The organism is Phenylobacterium sp. (assembly GCF_025934275.1).
Lineage (GTDB): Bacteria > Pseudomonadota > Alphaproteobacteria > Caulobacterales > Caulobacteraceae > Phenylobacterium.
This window is the reverse complement of sequence record NZ_JAICYI010000009.1, coordinates 38,774-58,627: the sequence shown is the minus strand read 5'-3', so window position 1 is coordinate 58,627 and position 19,854 is coordinate 38,774. Positions and strand designations below refer to the sequence as shown.

At 68.9% G+C, this 19,854-nt stretch carries 19 protein-coding genes; 13 read left to right on the top strand and 6 right to left on the bottom strand.

Translation table 11 applies throughout. The annotated features are described in order from the left end of the window. Nucleotides 1-68 precede the first annotated feature (68 nt). From Q0W60_RS04090 to Q0W60_RS04075, 4 genes are all read left to right on the top strand, one after another. Nucleotides 69-1,106: a PAS domain-containing sensor histidine kinase gene (locus tag Q0W60_RS04090; RefSeq protein WP_297692835.1), complete on the top strand. Its 1,038-nt coding sequence runs from the start codon at nt 69-71 to the stop codon at nt 1,104-1,106. Nucleotides 1,107-1,167: 61 nt separating this feature from the next. Next, nucleotides 1,168-1,980 (top strand): hypothetical protein, encoded by an 813-nt coding sequence (locus Q0W60_RS04085; protein WP_297692833.1) that lies wholly within the window; start codon nt 1,168-1,170, stop codon nt 1,978-1,980. Then, nucleotides 1,980-2,276, top strand: a complete 297-nt coding sequence (locus Q0W60_RS04080; RefSeq protein ID WP_297692831.1) for a hypothetical protein — start codon at nt 1,980-1,982, stop codon at nt 2,274-2,276. The genes Q0W60_RS04085 and Q0W60_RS04080 overlap by 1 nt, the downstream gene beginning before the upstream one ends. Nucleotides 2,277-2,327: 51 nt before the next feature. After that, nucleotides 2,328-4,055, top strand: a complete 1,728-nt coding sequence (locus Q0W60_RS04075; protein WP_297692828.1) for a PAS domain-containing protein — start codon at nt 2,328-2,330, stop codon at nt 4,053-4,055. A gap of 15 nt (nt 4,056-4,070) precedes the next feature. Here the strand turns inward: Q0W60_RS04075 and Q0W60_RS04070 are convergent, their stop codons facing one another. Next, the gene (locus tag Q0W60_RS04070; protein ID WP_297692826.1) at nt 4,071-4,688 is read right to left on the bottom strand and encodes a glutathione S-transferase family protein; all 618 of its coding nucleotides are present in this window, start codon (nt 4,686-4,688) and stop codon (nt 4,071-4,073) included. A gap of 102 nt (nt 4,689-4,790) precedes the next feature. Here Q0W60_RS04070 and Q0W60_RS04065 point away from each other — a divergent pair, with 102 nt between their 5' ends. Both Q0W60_RS04065 and Q0W60_RS04060 read left to right on the top strand, forming a co-directional pair. Next, nucleotides 4,791-6,158 (top strand): MFS transporter, encoded by a 1,368-nt coding sequence (locus Q0W60_RS04065; protein WP_297692824.1) that lies wholly within the window; start codon nt 4,791-4,793, stop codon nt 6,156-6,158. Between the two features lie 143 nt (nt 6,159-6,301). Further along, nucleotides 6,302-8,497 carry a M3 family metallopeptidase gene (locus Q0W60_RS04060; RefSeq protein ID WP_297692822.1) on the top strand — a complete coding sequence of 732 codons (2,196 nt, stop codon included), beginning with the start codon at nt 6,302-6,304 and terminating at the stop codon, nt 8,495-8,497. Between the two features lie 148 nt (nt 8,498-8,645). Here Q0W60_RS04060 and Q0W60_RS04055 read toward each other — a convergent pair whose 3' ends face one another. Together Q0W60_RS04055 and Q0W60_RS04050 are read right to left on the bottom strand one after the other, a co-directional pair. Next, nucleotides 8,646-9,851, bottom strand: a complete 1,206-nt coding sequence (locus Q0W60_RS04055; protein WP_297692820.1) for a cytochrome P450 — start codon at nt 9,849-9,851, stop codon at nt 8,646-8,648. 68 nt (nt 9,852-9,919) lie between these two features. Continuing rightward, nucleotides 9,920-10,783, bottom strand: a complete 864-nt coding sequence (locus Q0W60_RS04050; RefSeq protein WP_297692818.1) for an MBL fold metallo-hydrolase — start codon at nt 10,781-10,783, stop codon at nt 9,920-9,922. Nucleotides 10,784-10,785: 2 nt separating this feature from the next. Here Q0W60_RS04050 and Q0W60_RS04045 point away from each other — a divergent pair, with 2 nt between their 5' ends. Genes Q0W60_RS04045 through Q0W60_RS04030 form a run of 4 tightly spaced genes read left to right on the top strand, consistent with a single transcriptional unit; the run spans nt 10,786 to nt 15,171 of the window. Continuing rightward, nucleotides 10,786-11,163, top strand: a complete 378-nt coding sequence (locus tag Q0W60_RS04045; protein ID WP_297692856.1) for a metalloregulator ArsR/SmtB family transcription factor — start codon at nt 10,786-10,788, stop codon at nt 11,161-11,163. Next, nucleotides 11,117-11,329 (top strand): hypothetical protein, encoded by a 213-nt coding sequence (locus Q0W60_RS04040; protein WP_297692816.1) that lies wholly within the window; start codon nt 11,117-11,119, stop codon nt 11,327-11,329. The genes Q0W60_RS04045 and Q0W60_RS04040 overlap by 47 nt, the downstream gene beginning before the upstream one ends. A 59-nt stretch (nt 11,330-11,388) precedes the next feature. Then, entirely contained in the window at nt 11,389-13,998 is a 2,610-nt protein-coding gene (gene mgtA, locus Q0W60_RS04035) for a magnesium-translocating P-type ATPase (protein WP_297692814.1), read from the top strand. Nucleotides 13,999-14,046: 48 nt separating this feature from the next. Continuing rightward, entirely contained in the window at nt 14,047-15,171 is a 1,125-nt protein-coding gene (locus Q0W60_RS04030) for an ATP-binding protein (RefSeq protein WP_297692812.1), read from the top strand. A 28-nt stretch (nt 15,172-15,199) separates the two neighbouring features. Here Q0W60_RS04030 and Q0W60_RS04025 read toward each other — a convergent pair whose 3' ends face one another. Beyond that, the gene (locus tag Q0W60_RS04025) at nt 15,200-16,078 is read right to left on the bottom strand and encodes an oxygenase MpaB family protein (RefSeq protein WP_297692810.1); all 879 of its coding nucleotides are present in this window, start codon (nt 16,076-16,078) and stop codon (nt 15,200-15,202) included. Nucleotides 16,079-16,225: 147 nt separating this feature from the next. On the opposite strand from Q0W60_RS04025, the gene phoU reads away from it, so the two are divergent. Next, a complete protein-coding gene (gene phoU, locus Q0W60_RS04020; RefSeq protein ID WP_297692808.1) occupies nt 16,226-16,945 on the top strand; it encodes a phosphate signaling complex protein PhoU in 720 nt (239 codons plus the stop codon). Continuing rightward, complete coding sequence (phoB, locus tag Q0W60_RS04015) at nt 16,942-17,631, top strand: phosphate regulon transcriptional regulator PhoB (RefSeq protein WP_297692806.1); 690 nt, start codon at nt 16,942-16,944, stop codon at nt 17,629-17,631. The genes phoU and phoB overlap by 4 nt, the downstream gene beginning before the upstream one ends. 42 nt (nt 17,632-17,673) lie before the next feature. Here the strand turns inward: phoB and Q0W60_RS04010 are convergent, their stop codons facing one another. Both Q0W60_RS04010 and Q0W60_RS04005 read right to left on the bottom strand, forming a co-directional pair. After that, the gene (locus Q0W60_RS04010) at nt 17,674-17,874 is read right to left on the bottom strand and encodes a hypothetical protein (RefSeq protein WP_297692804.1); all 201 of its coding nucleotides are present in this window, start codon (nt 17,872-17,874) and stop codon (nt 17,674-17,676) included. Next, nucleotides 17,871-18,068: a hypothetical protein gene (locus Q0W60_RS04005; protein WP_297692802.1), complete on the bottom strand. Its 198-nt coding sequence runs from the start codon at nt 18,066-18,068 to the stop codon at nt 17,871-17,873. The genes Q0W60_RS04010 and Q0W60_RS04005 overlap by 4 nt, the downstream gene beginning before the upstream one ends. 394 nt (nt 18,069-18,462) lie before the next feature. On the opposite strand from Q0W60_RS04005, the gene Q0W60_RS04000 reads away from it, so the two are divergent. Beyond that, nucleotides 18,463-19,794, top strand: coding sequence for a hypothetical protein (locus Q0W60_RS04000; RefSeq protein WP_297692800.1), 1,332 nt, complete (start codon nt 18,463-18,465; stop codon nt 19,792-19,794). Nucleotides 19,795-19,854: the final 60 nt, after the last annotated feature.

The window sequence follows — 19,854 nt, the reverse complement described above, 5'->3', positions numbered from 1 at the left end:
CGCCGCGGCCGACGGAAAGACTCGCGCGCCGCTGGATTTCGGCGCTTAATCTCGCTCGAGGCTGACCGATGGCGCGGGCTCTGAGCCGACATACCGACGAGACCCGGTACGCTCCCGAGGGGCGCTATGAGGCGCTCTTCAACAACATGTCCGAAGGCTGCGTGCTCTGCGAGGCGGTGCGTGACGAGGCCGGCCAGCTGGTCGACTACATCGTCCGCGACGCCAACCCGGCCTTCCGCAGGCGCGCGCCGGGTGGCGAAGCGATGATCGGCCGCCGCGAGACGGAGATCCGGCCCGGCGTCCGGCCGGCCTGGTTCGCCGCCTGCGCCCGCGCGCTCGCCGGCGAGGCGGTGCGCTTCGAGTTTCGCGACCGCCTGTCGGGCCGCTGGTACGACGTGCACATGACGCGGATCTCCGACGTCGAGTTCGGGCAGTTCTTCGTCGACGTCAGCGAACGCAAGGCCGCGGAGCGGCGCCAGGCGGAACTGTTCGAGGAGCTGAACCACCGGGTGAAGAACAACCTCGCCGTGGTCTCCTCGATCCTCGAGCTGCAGGGCCGCGCGAGCCCGCCGGAGGTCAGGGCGCACCTCTCCAAGGCGGTCGACCGGATCCGTTCGATCGCCGACCTGCACACCGCCCTCTACGCCCAGAAGAGCTCCGAGGACGTGGCGCTTTGTCCCTATCTCGAGGAGCTCGGCCGCAGGCTGGCGGCGTCCCTGTTCGAGCACCAGGAGGCGCGGGTCTCGGTGCGCTGCGAGGCCATCCGGCTGCCGGTGAAGGAGGCTGTGAGCCTCGGGCTGATCGTCAACGAGCTGGTCACCAACGCCGCCAAGCACGCCTTGGCCGGGCGCACCGGCGGCGAGGTCGATGTGGCCGCGAGCCTTGCGGGCGGCGAGATCCGGCTGGTGGTGAGCGACGACGGTCCGGGGATCGCGCCGGAGCAGGCGGAGCGCGGCGCGGGCCTGGGGCTGCGCGCGGTGCGCTCCCTGGCCGAGGGACTGGGCGGCCGCGTGCGGATGCTGGACGGCCCCGGCGGCCGGGTCGAGGTGTGGGCGCCCGCCGCCGGGAGGGTCGCCAACGACGAGCGCCAGCAGCCGTTGCTCTGAGCCGGCTCTAGGCGCGCACCGGGGACGCGCGTAGGCTTGGGATAGGATGGAGGAGACGGCGATGGCGAGCGAGACCCTGGTCAGGACCGAGACGCTGGCGGGCGGCTGGGTGAAGCCGCGCAACCGCTGGCAGGGCGCGCCCAACTCCATCCACAGCGACGCGGTGGCCAAGAAGATCGGCATGCGCGGGGGCACGATCCCCGGCACCGTGCACCTCTCGCATTTCGCCCCGCTGATGAACGAGCTGTGGGGCGAGCGCTGGCTGCGGCAGGGCTCGATCTCGATGTTCTACACCTTCGCCACGCTGGATGGAGAACAGGTGCGCGCGGTGGTCGAGCGGCCGCCGCCCGGCGCCGGCGAGGACGTGCAGCTGGCGGCCTGGGTGGAGACGCCGGAGGGCCGCAAGGTGTGCACGGGCACGGTCGCCGTGGGCCGTCCGGACGCCACCGCCTATGTGCGGGGCCTGGAGCTGGTGAACGCGGGGCGCGAGGAGATTCGCATCCTCGACAACATGAGCCCGGACCTCGAGCTGCTCGACAAGCCCGACTACGTCGTCAAGGACGGGGGCGATCCGGACGGCGTGATCCGCGATCCGCAGATGATGTACCGCGCACTGCAGCCCTATACGCCGGGCGTCACCGTGACCGACGCCGTGGGCTTCTTCGGCGCGACCGAGGTCTGCCTGCGGGCGGGGCCGATCCGGACCGGCATCCCTTACCGCAAGACGGCGCGGGTGGTGTGCGTCGGCGCGAGTCCGAAGACCGAGTTCGCCTGGTTCGATTCCGAACTGCGCGACGAAAAGGGAACGCTGGTCGCCGAGATGCGGCACATGACCCGCTGGATGAAGGTTTCCTCGCCGAAGTGGACCACCTGATGGCGAACGCACCCAAGGACGACGGCCGCGAGGCCCGCGAGCTCCGCGCCTTCGAGCACGGCTCTTCGGGGGCCACGGCGGACTTCGCCGTGGACGGCCGGCCCAGGCGGGAGGACGCCTTGGTCGAGGCGCCTTATTCGCGGCCGGCCGAGCCCCTGGCCGATGGCGAATGCCCCGACCAGCTGGCCGAGAAGCGCGCGCTGGCGGAGGACGACCTCGAAACCCGCATCGACGAGGCCAGCGAAGAGAGTTTCCCGGCGTCGGATCCCCCGAGCTTCATGGCCCGATCCACCTGAAGAGGCGATGTAGCGTTGAGCGTAACAGTGGTCGGGGATCCGTCGCTCGGGATGCCGCCTGTCGACAACGGGTCCGGCGTCGCGGACCCGATCGCCCGCCGGCGCGAAGAGATCCTGGACGGCGTCGCCGAGGGCGTCTTCAGCCTGGATGCCCAGTGGCGCCTCACCGACTGCAATCGCGCCGCCGAGGCGCACGCCGGGATCAAGCGCGAGGAGGTCCTGGGCAAAATCTACTGGGAGGTCGCCCAGGCTGCGGCCGACAGTTCGCTCGGCGCCCTGCTACGCGAGGTGATGGCGACCCGCCGGCCGGCCCAGGCCGAGGCGCCCTCCGCGATGAAACCGGGCGCGGTGCTCGCGGTTCGCGCCTTCCCGCTCTCGGATGGCATCTGCGTCACCTTTCGCGACGTGACCGAGTCCCGGGCGGCGGCCCGGCGCGAGCGGGATCAGGCGGAGCGGCTGGAACTGGTGCTGGCCGCTTCGGGGCTGGGCGACTGGAGCTGGGACGCCGCCTCCGATCTGATGACCTTGTCACCCAAGGCCGCCGCGGTGCACGGCCTGCCGCCCACCACAACGCCGACCTGGGCCGAGATGCAGCAGAGCCTGCATCCCGACGATCGGCCGCGCGTGTTGGAGGCCGTGGCCAAGGCGATCGCCCGGAAGGCGCCTTGCGTGGTCGAATACCGAATCCGCCGCGCCGGCGACGGCGCTGAGGTCTGGGTCATGGCGCGCGCACATGGGGTCTATGCGCCGGATGGCCGGCCGGCCGGCATGCTCGGCGTGATCGGCGACGTCTCGGCCGCCAAGGCGCAGGAACTGATGGCGCGGGAAAGCGAAGCTCGCTTCCGGATCATGGCCGACTGCACGCCGGCGCCGGCCTGGGTGACCAGCGCCGCCGGACCCATCGAATTCGTGAACCAGGCGATGGCCGAGTGGGTGGGCCGGCCGCGGGAGGAGCTGATGGGCGACGCCTGGCTCACATTGCTGCATCCCGACGACCTGCCGAAGATCGTCGAAGCGCGCGCGGCGGCCCGGCGCGACCTCATCTCGTATGTCTGTGAGGCCCGATTCCGGCGGTGGGACGGGGCCTGGCGGACCATGCAGGTGTCCGCCAAGCCGCGCGTCGACGATGCGGGCATGTTCCAGGGCTATGTCGGACTGGCCATGGACGTCAGCGACATTAGGGCGGCCGAGATCCGCCAGAAGCTCCTGATCAACGAGCTGAACCACCGGGTGAAGAACACGCTCGCCACCGTCCAATCGATCGCCCACCAGACCTTGCGCGAGGCGGCGCCGGGCCGGGAGGCGCGCGAGCGCCTGACCGAGCGGCTTCTCGCGCTTTCGGCGGCGCACAATGTGCTCACCCGCGAGAACTGGGAGGGCGCGGAACTGGCGGAGATCGCCGCCGAAGCCATCCGTCCGTACGATGACGCCAAGGCGCGGCGCATTACGCTCGACGGGCCCGAAGCGAGGATCGCGCCGAGCGCCGCGCTCGCGCTCTCCATGGCGCTCCACGAACTCGCGACCAATGCGCTGAAGTATGGCGCGCTCTCGCAGGCGAGGGGGCGGGTGGCGATCCGATGGGTCCCGGAGGGCGGGACCATCGCCCTGGAATGGCGTGAGACCGGCGGCCCGAAGGTCGCCGCGCCCGCGCGCAGGGGCTTCGGCTCTCGCCTGCTGAGCCAGGGGCTCGCGGCCGAATTGGGGGCTAAGGCGGAGGTGCTCTACGAGCCTGAAGGCCTGATCTGCCGCATTCGGGCCCCCGCCGCCGGCCCGAACTAGGCCCGGCCGGTCGGTTCACCGGGCGTCGGCCTCCCAGGCCTTGAATTCCGGTGTCCCGAGAAGCCGCTGGGCGTACTCGCCGCACGGACCGGCGTCGCCGAAGTCGGAGAGCTTGACGCCGTACGTGCGCAGGCGCGTCGCCACGGGCGTGTAGAAGGCGTCGGCGATCGACCATTGCCCGCAGAGGAACGGGCCGCCGTGGCGGGCGAGCAGCTCACCCCAGAGGCTGACGATCCGGCGGAGGTCCCTGTACGTCGCTTCCGAGAGGCCCACAGCGCGCGGCTCGGCCGTCAAATCCATCGGGCACTCGCCGCGCAACGAGGCGAAGCCTGAGTGCATCTCGGCGGCGGCGGCCCGCGCCCGGGCGCGCGCGGACGCGTCGGACGGCCAAAGCGCCGGATGCGTCTCGGCCAGGTACTCGCAGATCGCCAGGCTGTCCCAGACGAGCACGTCGTGGTCCTTTAGAACGGGAACTAGGCCCGAGGGGGAATGCGCCGCGAGCCCGTCCGCCGTCTCGCCATCGCGGCGAAGCTCGATCAAGGTCTCCTGGAACGGCGCGCCGGTGTGCTTGAGGGCCAGCCACGGCCGCATGGACCAGGTGGACCACTTCTTCGTGCCGATCACGAGCTCCATGGCCGCCTCCGCTTCGAACGAAGCCCGCCATTTAAGTGGCTGGGCCTCTCCGGGGAACCCTGCCTAGAGTGGGCGCGACGAAGAAGGCTCCCGGGGGAACGAATGACCGAGATCGCCGTGCCCACCGGCGAAGGGCTGGTGGACGAAAGCGAGGCGCATCTTGCGCGGCCGCTCCTCTCCGCCGCCTACCGCCGCTACGCCCTCTGGGTGCTGCTGCTGATCTACGTGGTGAATTTCCTCGACCGGCAGGTGATCAACATCCTGGCCGAGCCGATCAAGAACGACCTGCACCTGCTCGACTGGCAGGTAGGGCTGCTGTCCGGTTTCGCCTTCGGTCTCGTCTACACGGTGCTGGGATTTCCGCTGGCGCGCGCCGCGGACCGCGGCAATCGCGTCTGGATCATCTCAGCATGTCTGACCGCCTGGAGCGGCTTCACCGCCGTCTGCGGGCTGGCGCAGAACTTCGGCCAGCTGGTGGCGGCGCGCGCCGGCGTTGGCATCGGCGAGGCGGGCTGCACGCCCACCAGCCACGCGCTGATCGCCGACTATACGCCGAAGGAGAAGCGGGCTTCCGCGCTCGCCTTCTACGCCATGGGCACGCCGATCGGCTCGCTGCTGGGCCTGGCGATCGGCGGCTTCTTGTCCGACTTCTTCGGCTGGCGCGTGGCGTTCCTGGTGGCCGCCATCCCCGGCCTGGGGCTGGCGATCCTGTCGTTCTTCACCCTCAAGGAGCCTCGCCGGCTGATCGGCAAGGCGAGCGAGCGCGTCACCGAGGAGATGGCGAGCTTCGGCGAGACGCTGCGCTATCTTTCCCGCAAGCGGGCATTCTGGCTGCTCGCCTGGGGGGCCGGCATCCGGGCCTTCCTCGGGTACGGCCACGCGGCGTTCTCCGCCTCCTTTTTCTACCGCAGCCATGGCGCGGAGATAGCCGCGCTGGCGCACCAGTTCGGCATGCGGCCGCAGACCTTCGTCGGCCTCTCGCTCGGCGTCATCGGCGGAGTCGCCGGAACGTTCGGCTCCTGGTTAGGGGGCCAGATCGCCGACCGCTGGGGCAAGCGGGATCTGCGGGTCTACGGGTCCATCCCGGCCATTGCGGTGATCGCGGCGCTGCCGTTCACGCTGCTGATCTACACGACGAATTCGGCGGTGCTCGCGATAGCCCTGACGTCGGTCACGGGGATCATGGGGAGCTTGTGGTACGGGCCGGTCTATTCCTCCGCCCAAGGGATGGTGCCGCCGAAGATGCGCGCCATGAGCGCCTCTATGATGCTGTTCGTGATCAACTTCCTGGGGCTTGTGCTGGGCGCGATCTGCATCGGCGCGCTCGCGGACCTGCTGAACAAGGTGGGCGGTCTGGGCAAGGCCGAGGGCCTGAGATGGGCGCTGATCTCCTCGACGATCGCGGGCTCCGTCTCGGCGCTGCTGTTCTGGCTCGCCCGTCGGCGCGTGCGCGAGGAGATGGTGAGCTAATTCCACCCGGAAGCGGACCCCGCCTGGACGAAAGTTGCGCGCTAGCTCGCCCATTCGGGACGAAAATCGCTCAGCCGCCCCTTCCCTGAGGGGCGTAGCATGCGCTAGCGGTGCGCGGCCGCCGCTGGTTGTGGGAACGCTCTATGCCGACACTTCGTATGCTTTTCCTGGGCTGCGCCGCGATGGCGCTCGCCGCCGGCGGCGCCGACGCCGCGACACAGCATCCTGTTCGCCACGCCCAGGGAGACAAGACGATGAGCGGCCACGGCGCGATCTTCGCCCACGATAGCCCGCTGTTCCTGCATGCGCCGCAGTTCAACAAGATCCACGACGCCGATTTCCTGCCGGCCATCGCGGAGGGGATGCGCCAGCAGAAGGCGGAGATCACCCGCATCGCCGACAATCCAGCCCCGCCCACCTTCGAGAACACCGTCGTGGCCATGGAGCGCTCGGGCCGCATGCTCGACCGGGTGACCAATGTCTTCTCGGCGCTCACCGGCGCGAACACCAACGACGCCCTCGAGAAGATCGACGCGGAGACCTCGCCCCAGCTCGCCGCGCACCACGATTGGATCTACCTGAACCCCAGGCTCTTCGCGCGCGTGAAGACGATCTATGACAAGCGCGCCGCCCTGAAGCTCTCCCCCGAGGCGCGGCAGCTCCTCAAGATCACCTACCAGGAATTCATCCGCTCCGGCGCCCAGCTCTCGCCGGCCGACCAGGCGCAGCTGAAAGGGCTCAACGAGAAGCTCTCCAGTTTCTCGACCGCCTTCCAGCAGAAGCTGCTCGCCGCCGCCAAGGCGGGCGCCCTGGTCATCGACGATCGGGACAAGCTCAAGGGTCTGTCGGACCAGCAGATCGCCGCCGCCCAACGGGCGGCTGAGAGCCGAGGGCTGGCCGGCAAGTGGCTGATTGCGCTACAGAACACCACCCAGCAGCCACTGTTGCAGGACCTCGCCGACCGCGACGTTCGCGAGCAGCTGTTCAACGCCGGCTGGATGCGGGCCGAGAAGGGGGACGCCAACGACACCCGCGACCTGATCGCCACCATGGCGGTGCTTCGGGCGCAGAAGGCCAAGCTGCTCGGCTATCCCAACTATGCGGCCTATGTGCTTTCGAACCAGATGGCCGAGACCCCAGAGGCGGTGCAGCGCTTCATCGGCCGGCTCGCGCCGGCCGCCCGCACCCGTTCGGCCGCCGAAGCCGCCGACATCCAGAAGGCGATCGAAGCGGGGGGCGAGCACTTCCAGCTGAAGCCGTGGGACTGGGAGCGCTACTCGGACCGCGTGAAGAAGGCCCGCTACGACCTCAGCGACGATGAGCTGGAGCCCTATTTCGAGCTGCACAAGGTGCTGACCGACGGCGTCTTCTATGCCGCCAACCAGCTCTACGGCGTGACCTTCAAGCCGCGGAAGGACATCCCGGTCTGGAACCCCGAGATGATGGTCTTCGAGGTGCACGACAAGGACGGCTCGCTGCTCGGCCTGATGTACTTCGACTATTTCAAGCGCGACAACAAATCCGGCGGCGCCTGGATGAGCCACCTGGTCGGCCAGTCGAAGCTCCTGGGCACAAAGCCGGTCATCTACAATGTCGCCAACTTCACCCCTCCGGGGCCCGGCCAGCCGGCGCTGATCACCTTCGACGACGTGACGACCATGTTCCACGAGTTCGGCCACGCGCTGCATGGCCTGTTCGCCGCGCAGGAATATCCGTCGCTCTCCGGGACCAACGTCGCCCGGGACTTCGTGGAGTTCCCCTCGCAGTTCAACGAGAACTGGGCGCTAGATCCGAAGGTCCTGAAGCACTACGCGGTGCACTACCGGACGGGCCAGCCGATCCCGCAGGCGCTGGCCGACAAGATCAAGACGGCGTCCAAGTTCAACCAGGGCTACGCCATGGGCGAGCTGATCGCCGCGGCCGAGCTCGACATGCAGTGGCACATGCAGCCCGCCACGGCGCCCAAGCAGAACGTCGACGCCTTCGAACTCCAGGCGCTGAAAGCAGGCAACGTCGATTTCCCCGACGTGCCGCCCCGCTACCGCTCGAGCTACTTCCTGCACATCTGGGCCAATAACTACGCGGCCGGCTACTACGCCTATCTCTGGACCCAGATGCTGGCCGACGACTCCTATGCATGGTTCGAGCAGCACGGCGGCCTGACTCGCGAGAACGGGCAGCGTTTCCGCGATCTGATCCTTTCCAGGGGGCACACCGAGGACTACGGCCCGATGTTCCGCGCCTTCTACGGCAAGGATCCGGAGATCGGCCCGATGCTCGTCCACCGCGGCCTCGCGAGCGCCGACACGGTGCGACCTGCGAGGGCGGAGCCGAACTAGGGAGACCGCCGGCGCGCCTTCACGCAGCCGACCTGAACGCCAATCCCGGCAACGGCATGCTGCGGACCCCGCCGCCGGTGATGCGCGGGCGGACGGCGCCCTCCGCCCATAGCCCGCACTGAGCGCGGGGAGTGGCGGCCGGCTACGGCTAGGCCGCCACCTTCGCCTGAGCCTTGAACCTGAGCGGCATCGCCTTCGGCCCGGAGATGAAGTTGGAGGGCAGCCACTCGGGTTCGCCGGCGAGCTGGAAATCCGTCATGCGCGTCAGCACCTCGCGCAGCATCGCGTCGATCTCGATGCGAGCGATGTGCTGCCCAAGGCAGCCGTGGGCGCCGACGCCGAAGGCGTTGTGCGGGTTGGAGCTGCGCGAGAGGTCCAGCGTCTCGGGCGCGTCGAACTTCGCCGGATCGCGGTTGGCCGAGCCGAAGTACATCACCACCTTGTCGCCGTCGCGGATCGGCTTGCCGGCGAGCTCGGTCGCCTTCCTCGCCGTGCGGCGCATGTAGATCACCGGCGTGGTCCAGCGCAGCAGCTCCTCGCGCGCGGTCGCAAGGCGTGCGTCGAGGTCGGCTATCAGCCAGCGGAACTGATCCGGGTGTCGCATGAGCGCCAGCAGGCCCCCTGAGAGCAGGTTGCGCGTGGTGTCGCCGCCGGCGTCCACCAGCAGCAGGAAGAACAGCAGGAACTCGGTGTCCGTCAGCCGACGCCCGTCGACCTCGGCCGCCAGCAGCTTGGAGGCGAGGTCCTCGCCCGGCCGCGCTCGCTTTTCGGCGATCACGCCCGAGCCGTACTCGAACATCTTCATCACCGCCTGGCCGCCGGCCCCCGGAGCCTGCGCCTCGGGTGCGGTGTGGATGATCTCGGTCAGCTTGTAGAGCTCGCGGCCGTCGTCGAGCGGCAGGCCCATCAGCTCGGCGATCACAAAGGAGGGCATTTCGCCCGCCACGTCGGCGACGAAATCGCATTCGCCGCGCCCGATGACGCCATCCACGATCTGCCGCGCCAGCGCCTGGATGCGGCCCTCGCGCAGGTGGGCGGCGGGCTGCGTGAACTCCGCCCGGATCAGCTTGCGGAACGCGGTGTGTTCCGGCGGGTCCATCATCAGCATCATCTTGGCGCCGCCGAAGCCCTGCTGCTCGCTCAGCGGGTCGCGGATCATGATGGTGGGTTCCGACGAGTAGGTCTGGAAGTCCCGGTCGACGGTCCAGACGTCATCGAAGCGCGTCACCGCCCAGAAGCCCGGGCCGTCCGGTTCGTCGTGCCAGTGGACCGGATCGTGCTCGCGCAGCCAGCGGAACTGGTCGTGCGGCTGGCCGCCCACGAAACGCTCCGGGGAAAGCAGGTCGATCTGCACGGAAGCCCTCCTGCGGGTTTGCCGCATCAGGGCGCCTTTACGAGACGGCAGGCAAGCGCCTCGCGCGCTCAGCCGAGCGTGAGCGGCAGCCGCAGGAACACGTGGCCGTCCGCGGTGGGCGGCGGAAGCGCGCCGCCCCGGATGTTCACCTGCAGCGACGGCAAGATCAGGGCCGGCGGCGCGAGGGTCGCATCGCGCGCCTCTCGCCGCGCCACGAACTCGGCCTCGCTTACCCCTTGATGGATATAGATATTCGAAGCGGCCTCCTCAGCGACGGTGGTCTCCCAGCGGTTTTCCGTGCGGCCGGCCTCCGGCAGGTAGTCGTGACCCACGAAGATCCGCGTGCTTGGCGGTAGCGACAGGATCTTGCGGATGGAACGATAGAGACTCGTCGCGTCGCCGCCCGGGAAGTCGGCCCGGGCCGTGCCGTAGTCCGGCATGAACAGCGTGTCGCCCACGAAGGCGGCGTCGCCGATGGCATAGGTGACGCAGGCGGGCGTATGACCGGGCGTGTGCAGGACCCCGATCTCGAGCTTGCCGAGCTCCAGCCGATCGCCCTCGTTCACCAGCCGGTCGAACACCGCCCCGTCGGGTTTGACGTCATAGGCTTCAAAGCGCGGGATGAAGATCTTCTGGACCTCGGTGATGTGCGATCCGATCGCAACCTGCGCGCCGGTCTCGCGGCGAATGTAGTCGGCCGCCGACAGGTGGTCGGCATGGGCGTGGGTCTCCAGCACGTAGCGGATGTCGAGTCCCTGATGGCGCGCGGCCGAGAGCACCGTCTCGGCCGAGCCGGTGGAAATGCGCGCGCCCTTCGGCTCGTAATCCAGGACCGGATCGATGATCGCGGCCGCCTTGGTCGCGGGGTCGAAGACGAGATAGGTGACGGTCGCAGTGGCGGGATCGAAAAAGGCTTGGACGGCGGGGCGCATAAATAGAGCCTCCCTTCGGCTCGCACATAAATACCGAGTTCGAGGCCAGCGCGTCCGACGCGGCGAAGCTGCTCAGGGCGCTGTCCAATGAGCGACGGCTGATGATCCTGTGCCATCTCGGCGAGCCGGAGCTTGCGGTGGGTCAAATCCAGACGCTCGTCGGGCTCTCACAATCGGCGCTGTCGCAATATCTCGCGGTGCTGCGCGAACAAGGCGTCGTGGCCACGCGTCGGGAAGGCCAGACCATCTTCTACCGAATCGCCGATCCGGCGGCGGTGAGGGTGGTGGCGACGCTTGCGGAGATCTTCTGCCCCCCAGGAAGGACGCCGACCAATGATCGCCGCCCAGCTGATCGCCCTGAAGCCCGCCGCCGTCGCTGATCGCATCGCGAACAAGCGCGCGGCGCTGGTCGGCGGCGGGATTGGCGCCCTTCTCGGCGGCCCGGCCGCCCGGTTGCTCGAAGGCCAGGCCAAGTGGGCGCGGCGGGCCTTCGCCCTGATGGTCATGGCGGCGGGCGCGTATGTCGCCTGGCGGGCGAGCCGCTAGGCCCAAATGACTTTGCGATCGATCATGGCGCAGGCGAGGCTGCGCCGGGACGGTTCAGCATGACCCTGACGGACCAACCAAGCCCCGCGACCTCCGCCGGGGCGGTGCTGTCCAACGAGCTGCGGGCCACCGCGAGCGCGACCCCAGCGGAGGCGCTCGCCCGGCTGGAGAGCCGGCCCGAGGGCCTGAGTTCGCAGGCGGCCGCCGCGCGCCGCCGCCGCTGTGGGCTGAACCAGATCGCGCGAGCCGGTCCTCCGTCGATCTGGCGCGAACTCTGGACTCGCACTCGGAACCCGCTGAACGCGCTCCTCATCGCCTTGGCCGCGCTCTCCTGGGTCCTCTCCGATGCGCGCGCGGCGCTGGTGATCGCGGCCATGGTGATCCTGAGCGTCGCGCTCGGCTTCATCCAGGAGCACCGCTCGAATGCCGCGGCCGCCAAGCTTGCCGGCATGGTCAGGACTCTCGCCAGCGTCCGGCGGCCCGGCGCGCGCGAGGCATTTATCGAGATCCCGATCCAGCAGCTCGTGCCGGGCGACGTGGTCCGGCTCTCCGCCGGTGATATGGTCCCGGCCGACGTGCGCCTGATCGAGACCAAGGACCTCTTCGTAAATCAGTCGGCGCTGACGGGAGAGTCGCTCCCGGCCGAAAAGCACGCGGAGATCATCGGCAGCTCGCCTGCCGACGACTTCGAGCTGCCCGACATGGCCTTCATGGGCAGTCATGTGGTGAGCGGCTACGGGCTCGCCGTGGTGGCGGCCACCGGCGAGCGGACCCATTTCGGACGCCTCGCTCGCAAGGTTGTCGCCGCGAAAGGCCAGACGAGTTTCGACAAGGGCGTGAACGGCGTCGTCTGGATGATGATCTGGATGATCGGCGTGATGACGCCTGCGGTATTCCTGATCAACGGGCTCACCAAGGGCGACTGGCTTGAAGCCCTCCTCTTCGCCGTCTCTGTCGCGGTCGGGCTTACGCCCGAGATGCTGCCGATGATCGTGACCGTGAACCTCTCGCAAGGCGCGCTCGCCATGTCCCGCAAGAAGGTGATCGTGAAGCGGCTGAACGCGATTCAGGACTTCGGCGCCATGGACGTGCTGTGCACCGACAAGACGGGCACGCTCACCCAGGACAAGGTAGTCCTGAAGCTGCACCTCAACGTGCAGGGCCACGATGACGACTCGGTGCAGAAGTACGCCTATCTCAACAGCCGCTTCCAGACCGGTCTGAAGAATCTGCTCGACGTGGCCGTGCTCGAGCATGCGGAGCATGAAGGTCCTGTCCGCGCCTCCGGCTACCGCAAGATCGACGAGGTGCCGTTCGATTTCCAGCGGCGGCGCCTGTCAGTGGTGCTGGAAGACAAGACCGGCGGCCGAATCCTGATCTGCAAGGGCGCGGTGGAGGAGGTGCTGGCCGTCTGCAGCCGATATCGGATCGGAGACAGGGAAGGCGCCCTCGATCCGTCGCATCTCGCCCGCGCGCACGAGGTCTCGGCCAAGCTCAACGGCGACGGCTTCCGCATTGTAGCGGTGGCGGTGAAGGAGGCGCCCGACACCGGCCATGCGTTCAGCGTGGCCGACGAGAAGGCCCTTACCCTGGTGGGCTATGTCGGATTCCTCGACCCGCCGAAGGAGTCGGCGGGGCCCGCCCTGGCGCGCCTCTCCCAGGCCGGGGTGACTGTGAAGATCCTCACCGGCGACAACGATCTGGTCACCCGCAAGATCTGCCGCGACGTGGGCCTGGCGCCGGAGCGGATCATCCTCGGCTCCGAGGTCGAGGCGCTGGACGACAAGGCGCTGGGCGAGCTCGCCGACACGGCCCAGGTGTTCGCCAAGGTTTCGCCGGAGCAGAAGGCGCGGGTGATCGGCGCTCTGCGCGCCCGCGGCCATGTGGTGGGCTTCCTGGGCGACGGGATCAACGATGGTCCGGGTCTGAAGGCGGCTGACGTTGGCGTCTCGGTCGACACCGCCGTCGACATCGCCAAGGAGTCCGCCGACATCATCCTGCTCGAGAAAAGCCTCGCGGTGCTGCAGGACGGGGTGCTCGAGGGTCGGCGTGTTTTCGGCAACATCATCAAGTACATCCGAATGGGCGCGAGCTCGAACTTCGGCAACATGTTCAGCGTGCTCGGGGCGAGCCTGCTGCTTCCCTTCCTTCCGATGGCCCCGATCCAGGTCCTCACCAACAACTTCCTCTACGATGTCTCCCAGACCGCCATCCCGACCGATCGCGTCGATCCCGACTACCTTCTGAAGCCGCGCAAGTGGGAGATCGCGGGCCTGCTTCGCTTCGTCCTTCTGATCGGACCCATCAGTTCGATCTTCGACTATGCGGCTTTCGCGGCGATGTGGTTCGTCTTCCAGGCCGGGACCAACCCGCACCTCTTCCAGACCGGATGGTTCGTGGAGTCGCTGCTGACCCAGACGCTGATCATCCACGTGATCCGAACCGCGAAGATCCCATTCGTGCAGAGCCGGGCGAGCCTGGCTTTGACGTTCACCAGCCTGCTCGTGTCAGCTGTCGCCATCGCCCTGCCGTTCACGTGGGCCGGCGGCGCGCTCGGCTTCGTTCCTCTGCCGGCGCTCTACTGGCCGATCGTGGCGGCGTTCCTGATCGCCTACGCCGCGCTGACCACGCTCGCAAAGACCTGGTATGTCCGGCGCTGGGGGTTCTGATTGGGCCGTCGGTTGCCGAAGCGCGCGTTTCGCGGGAACTAGGGGCCCGTGTCCGATCCTGCCGTTCAGCCGCACGACCGCAGCCTGCCGGCCGAGGCCATCCTCGAGGTCATCCCGGATCCGCTGCTGCTCGTCCGGGCCATCGAGACCGGGAGGCGCGAGATCGTCTACGGCAACGCCGCGGCCCGGGCGCTCTTCCGCATCGATCTGGAGGGCGCCCCGCTCGAGGCCGCGCTGCGCCAGCCGCAGGTGCTGGAGGCCATCGAGGCGGCGCGTTCGACCGGCGGGCCGGAAGATGTGCTCTTCGAATCCATCGGCGCGCAGCCCCGGTTCTGGCGCGCCTTCGTCCGGCCGCTCGGCCGCGGTGATGAGCTGGTGCTCGTGCTGCGCGACGAGACCGACGCGCGCCGCACCGAACGCATGCGGGCCGACTTCCTGGCCAACGCGAGCCACGAGCTTCGGACGCCGCTGGCGTCGCTCGCGGGCTTCGTCGAGACGCTGCGCACGCACGCCCGGGAGGATCCCCAGGCCCGCGACCGGTTCTTGGCGATCATGGCCGAGCAGGCCGCCCGCATGGCCCGGCTGATCGACGACCTGTTGTCGCTCAGCCGCATCGAGCTCAACGAGCACATCGCGCCTGACGGCGTCGTCGACCTGCTGCGCGCCGTCGACGACGTGGCCGACGCCGTGCGGCCGCTCACCGCCGAGCGGGGGATCCGGATCGAGGTCTCCGCGCCCGAGGGGTCGCTCGGAGCCGTGGGCGACCGCGACCAGATCGTGCAGGTGGTGCAGAACCTCATCGACAATGCCGTCAAGTATTCACCGAGGGGCGGCGTCGTGCGGGTATCGCTGAGCCGCGTCGAAGGCGTCGGAGCGGCGCGCGCGGCTTCGAGGGAGGGGGCCGTGGCGCTCTCGCTGCTCACGCCCGACGCCGGCGCCGACCAACCCTATGTCGTCGGGCGCATCGCCGACGAGGGTCCTGGAATGGCCCGCCAGCACCTGCCGCGGCTGTCGGAGCGGTTCTACCGCGTAGAAGGGCAGACGAGCGGCGGCACGGGTCTTGGCCTCGCCATCGTCAAGCACGTCGTCAACCGCCACCGGGGCGGACTGATGGTCGAGAGCGCGGAGGGGCAGGGGACCACCTTGACGGTCTATCTGCCGGCGGCCCTGTGACCGACGTCGCCGATGCCGGCGCTGAGGCTCATGCCCTCTGCGCGTCCAGCTCGGCGGCGCGGCGGCGGGCGCGCGCCTCGGCGCTGTTGGTGAGCGCCCAGCGGAACATGCGGCCGACGCCCTGGACGCCCAGTCTCACCACCGGCCGCCCGGCGACCGGCGCGCGGAAGCCGTGCATGCGCTGCGCCCAGTCCGGCAGCAGGTCGCGCGCCGCCTCGAACATGAGGGCCAGGAACGGCGCGGCGGCGGGATTCGGCGCACGCTGCGACAGCAGCGCGCGGGCCACCTCGCGGGTCCGGTAGTCATAGCGCAGTTGCGGTCGCACCTCGCGCAGGTAGGCCCGGACGGCGGCGCGGCTCTTCGGAACGTCCGTGGCGCCCAGCTTCTCGGCGATGATCGCGACCTCGGCGAAGTAGCGGTCCTGCTCGGCGGGCGGGAAGGATGGGTCCTTGTAGCGCAGGTACGCGGCCAGGAAGCTCGAGACCTCCGCCACGTGCACCCAGGTGAGCAGGTCCGGGTCGTTGGCGGAGTAGGGCGTGCCGTCCGGGAGCCTCCCGGCGACGCGATCGTGGATCTGGCCGACATGGGCGATCAGCGCCCCGGCTTCGGCCGTCGAGCCATAGGTCGTTCCGGCGATGAACCGGGCTGTGCGGCGCAGGCGCCCGGACATGTCCTGACGGAAGTTCGAGTGATCCCACACGCCGGCCAGCGCGCCGGGATGCAGCATCTGGAGAAACAGGGCGGCGATCCCGCCCACCATCATGCTGGTGAAGTCGCCGTGCACCTTCCAGCAGGCGGAGCCCGGGCCGAAAAGGCCGGAATCCGTGCGCACCCGCTCACGATTGGCCCCGCCCGCCCCGACGAGCTGACGGATCTGGTCGGCGATGGCTTGACGAAGGTCGGGCATGGATCTCGCTGGAGGCGCCTAAGATAGGGCCGCCGCGGGCCGGCGCGAAGCCGCTGCTGCGCCTCGGAGCCGGAAGGTCGCAGCTCCACTGTCACATAAGTGTCATGCCGGGCCGCTAGGGTCTCGCGCTCGAAGAAGGCGCCTCCCTTGCCCCAGCCGATTCCCGCCCGTTCCTCCGCCGCCGAGCTGCGCGCCCTGACCGCCGAGGTGATCCGGATGGGCGGCCTGGCGGAGGCCCAGGTGGTGGATGCCGTCGACGCGGTGGTGCGGCGCGACGTGCCGCTCGCCCAGGGGCTGATCGTACGCGACCTCAGGCTCGATGCGATGCAGGCCGACATCGAGCGCCGAGCCATGGCGCTGATCGCCGGCGAAGCCCTGGAAGGCGAGGATCTGAGGCGCGCGGTCTCCGCCTTCAAGCTCGCCATGAACCTGGAGCGCTGCGGCGATCTGGCCCGCAACACCGCCAAGCGCAGCATGGTGCTCTCGGAATCCGCGCCGGTGTTGCCGCTGATGAGCGCCCTCGCCCGCATGGGCCGTCTTGTGGCCGGCCGGCTGCGCGAGGTGCTGGACGCCTACGCCGCCCAAGAGATGGAGGCGGCGCTCACTGTGTGGCGGCGCGACGATGAGGTCGACGAACATTACGAGAGCCTGTGGCGCGAGCTGCTGACGCTGATGGCCGAGGAGCCCGAAGCGGTGGCCACGGGCGCGCACCTGTTGTTCATCGCCAAGAACCTCGAGCGGATCGGCGACCACGCCACCAACATCGCAGAGATCCTGCATTTCCAGATGACCGGCGAAGAGCTGGACCAGCCCCGGCCGAAGGTTTCGCTCATCGAGGCCGGACCGCCGAGGGACGGGGCGACGTGAAGCCCAGCATCCTCGTGATCGAGGACGAAGCGGCGCTGTCGACGCTGCTCGAATATAATCTCGACAAGGAGGGCTTCCGCGTCGCGTGCGCGGCCGACGGTGAGGAGGGCCTCCTGAGGATCGAGGAGGAGACGCCGGACCTCGTCGTCCTGGACTGGATGCTGCCGAAGGTCTCTGGCGTCGAGGTCTGCCGCCAGTTGCGGGCGCGTCCGGAAACCCGGCGCATGCCGATCCTGATGCTGACGGCCCGCGGCGAGGAGACCGACAAGGTGCGCGGCCTCGACACCGGCGCTGACGACTATGTCGTCAAGCCGTTCGCCATGTCCGAGCTCGTCGCCCGCATCCGGGCGCTCCTGCGCCGCACGCGCCCGGAGCTGGTGGAGGAGCGGCTCGAGTTCAAGGACATCGTGCTCGATCGGGCCAGCCGTCGCGTCACGCGCTCGGGGCGCAACGTGCGTCTCGGTCCGACGGAGTTCCGGCTGCTCGACTTCCTCATGCAGCGGCCTGGCCGGGTGTTCAGCCGCGAGCGGCTGATGGACGCCGTCTGGGGCCCCAACACCTATGTCGAGCTGCGGACGGTCGACGTGCACGTGGGCCGGCTGCGCAAGGCGCTGCGCGAGGGCGGCGCGGCCGACCCGATCCGCACCGTGCGCTCAGCGGGCTACTCGCTCGACCAGGAGCGCTGAGCCGGTTTCGAGGCGGCCGCTCCGGAAGACTTCGCCGAGCGCCTACGGACTGGCCGCCACCGCGAAGTTGTGCGCGACCAGCGGCAACACGACCCAGGCTTCGACGACGGCGAAGGCGTAGAGGCCCGCCAGGAGCGGCTGGCGGGCGCGCAGGCTGCGCACGACGCCGGCCGCCAAGGGCCCGGTGACCGGGCCAAGGAGGAAATAGGGAATCCAGCGCCGGAGGCGCTTCGCGGCGATCACGTGGCGTGCCTGCGCGTGAGCGTCTTCATCCATTGGCGCTGCTGCGCGAAGCGCGCGTCCCGCCGTGCCGCGACGTCCCCCGACCAGAGGTGCCGCAGGGCCTGAGCCTGACCCTCCGGCGAGGCGCCGAAGCGATCGCAGGCGGACTCCGCTTCCCGGCGCAGGTCCTCGAATTCCCAGTAGCTCATCGGCATTTCCCCTCCCAGTGTGCGGCCGAAGTATTATGCGATATTTATATTATGAGTTCTTGCCGTCCCGCCGCCTATATTGAGAAAATCCGAGTCTGAGCGGCGAATCAAGACTTGGTTTTTGTCTGACGTCATAGCGACCCAAAGGTTCCCGGCGCCGGCTCGTTGCCGCGCGGCCCCAGCGGCGCTTGGGCCTGGCCGTCGCTCGCGTTGTCAGGCGACCGTCGCCAAATCCTCATGTCGAGGGTACGACGCGGGTGTTGCCCGCGCGCCAGGGTTGTCACTTCGCGGCGGACCGCCCGGCCGCGGCTCCGGGCGGTTACATGGAACTGTCACGCAGGCTTTGTAAGACCGCCTTCGACGCCGCTTGCAGGAAGCGCGTCCAACGAGGGGGTCATCCATGACAACGAAGATGTCGCTGCTCACGGGGGCGGCTGTGGGCGTCTTCCTGGCAAGCGGGTTCGCGGCGCAGGCCGAGGCCAAGACGGCGCATCACAAGGCCAAGCGCGCCGACGCCGCGGCCGCCGCACGCGCCAAGGAAGCCGAGGAGATCGAATATCTGAAGGCGCAGGTCGCCTCGCTCACCGAGCGGCTCAACGACGCCGAAGCCTCCCAGCGACAGGTGCAGGCGCAGGCGGCGCAGGCCACCGCGCAGCAGGCGCAGGCGCAGCTCGCCAACGAGATTCAGACCATCCCGACCGAGGTGCGCACCCAGGTCGCCTCGGCGAATCCGAAACCGCGGCCCAGCTGGGCCGACAACACCTCCGTCAACGGCCGCATGTACTTCGACCTGACGCATGTGGAGCAGAAGAAGGACGGGGCGAAAATCGCGCCGACGGGCACGGGCTTCGACATCAAGCGCTTCTATGTGGGGATCGACCACAAGTTCAATGACACCTGGTCGGGCAACGTCACCACCGATGTTCAGTACAACTCGGCCGAAAGCCTGACCCAGGTCTACATCAAGAAGGCCTACCTGCAGGCCAAGCTCTCCGATGCGCTGATCGTTCGCGCGGGCTCGGCCGACCTGCCCTGGATTCCGCTGGTGGAAGAGACCTACGGCTACCGCTTCGTCGAGAACGTGCTGCCCGACCGGACCAAGTTCGGCGCCTCGGCCGACTGGGGGTTGCACGTGTCCGGCAAGCTCGCCGGCGGTCTCTTCAACTACGCCGTCTCCGTGGTCGACGGGGCCGGCTACAAGAACCCGGTCCGCACCAAGACCATGGACATCGAGGGTCGGGCCAACCTCAACCTGGACCACGTCGTGCTGGCGATCGGCGGCTACACCGGCAAGCTCGGCAAGGACGTGCAGGGCGGGCCGCCAACCTTCCACAACGCCACCCGCTGGGATGCGCTGGCCGCCTACGTCGACCCGCGCTTCCGACTGGGCGTCGAGTATTTCGCAGCCGACAACTGGAACACCGTCACCACGGCGGCGAGCGACAAGTCGGACGGCTATTCCCTGTGGGGCTCGATCAACTTCACGCCGATGGTCTCGGCGTTCGCCCGCTGGGACCACGTGAAGCCGTCGAAGACGCTCAAGCCCAGCGAGAAGGACAACTACTACAACCTCGGCCTCAACTGGGAGCCCATCAAGATCGTCGACCTGGCGCTCGTCTACAAGCGCGACAAGGTCGACAACGGCCTGTTCTCCACCTCGAACGGCACGATCGGCGGGGTGAGCCAGGGGACCTACGACGAAGTCGGTCTGTTCGGCCAGTTCCGCTGGTAGGCCGACGCGACTCCGCGCGCGAGCGCGGACGCGGAGAGGAGAGGCTCCCGGCGCGGGAGC

Excerpts from the sequence above, each read along its gene's own strand:
- Q0W60_RS04085 (WP_297692833.1), top strand. The coding sequence starts at position 1,168 with ATGGCGAGCGAGACCCTGGTCAGGACCGAGACGCTGGCGGGCGGCTGG.
- mgtA (WP_297692814.1), top strand. The coding sequence starts at position 11,389 with ATGACCCTGACGGACCAACCAAGCCCCGCGACCTCCGCCGGGGCGGTG.
- Q0W60_RS04040 (WP_297692816.1), top strand. The coding sequence starts at position 11,117 with ATGATCGCCGCCCAGCTGATCGCCCTGAAGCCCGCCGCCGTCGCTGAT.
- Q0W60_RS04005 (WP_297692802.1), bottom strand. The coding sequence starts at position 18,068 with ATGCCGATGAGCTACTGGGAATTCGAGGACCTGCGCCGGGAAGCGGAG.
- Q0W60_RS04065 (WP_297692824.1), top strand. The coding sequence starts at position 4,791 with ATGACCGAGATCGCCGTGCCCACCGGCGAAGGGCTGGTGGACGAAAGC.
- Q0W60_RS04070 (WP_297692826.1), bottom strand. The coding sequence starts at position 4,688 with ATGGAGCTCGTGATCGGCACGAAGAAGTGGTCCACCTGGTCCATGCGG.
- Q0W60_RS04050 (WP_297692818.1), bottom strand. The coding sequence starts at position 10,783 with ATGCGCCCCGCCGTCCAAGCCTTTTTCGATCCCGCCACTGCGACCGTC.
- Q0W60_RS04025 (WP_297692810.1), bottom strand. The coding sequence starts at position 16,078 with ATGCCCGACCTTCGTCAAGCCATCGCCGACCAGATCCGTCAGCTCGTC.
- Q0W60_RS04060 (WP_297692822.1), top strand. The coding sequence starts at position 6,302 with ATGCCGACACTTCGTATGCTTTTCCTGGGCTGCGCCGCGATGGCGCTC.
- Q0W60_RS04000 (WP_297692800.1), top strand. The coding sequence starts at position 18,463 with ATGACAACGAAGATGTCGCTGCTCACGGGGGCGGCTGTGGGCGTCTTC.
- Q0W60_RS04090 (WP_297692835.1), top strand. The coding sequence starts at position 69 with ATGGCGCGGGCTCTGAGCCGACATACCGACGAGACCCGGTACGCTCCC.
- Q0W60_RS04080 (WP_297692831.1), top strand. The coding sequence starts at position 1,980 with ATGGCGAACGCACCCAAGGACGACGGCCGCGAGGCCCGCGAGCTCCGC.
- Q0W60_RS04075 (WP_297692828.1), top strand. The coding sequence starts at position 2,328 with ATGCCGCCTGTCGACAACGGGTCCGGCGTCGCGGACCCGATCGCCCGC.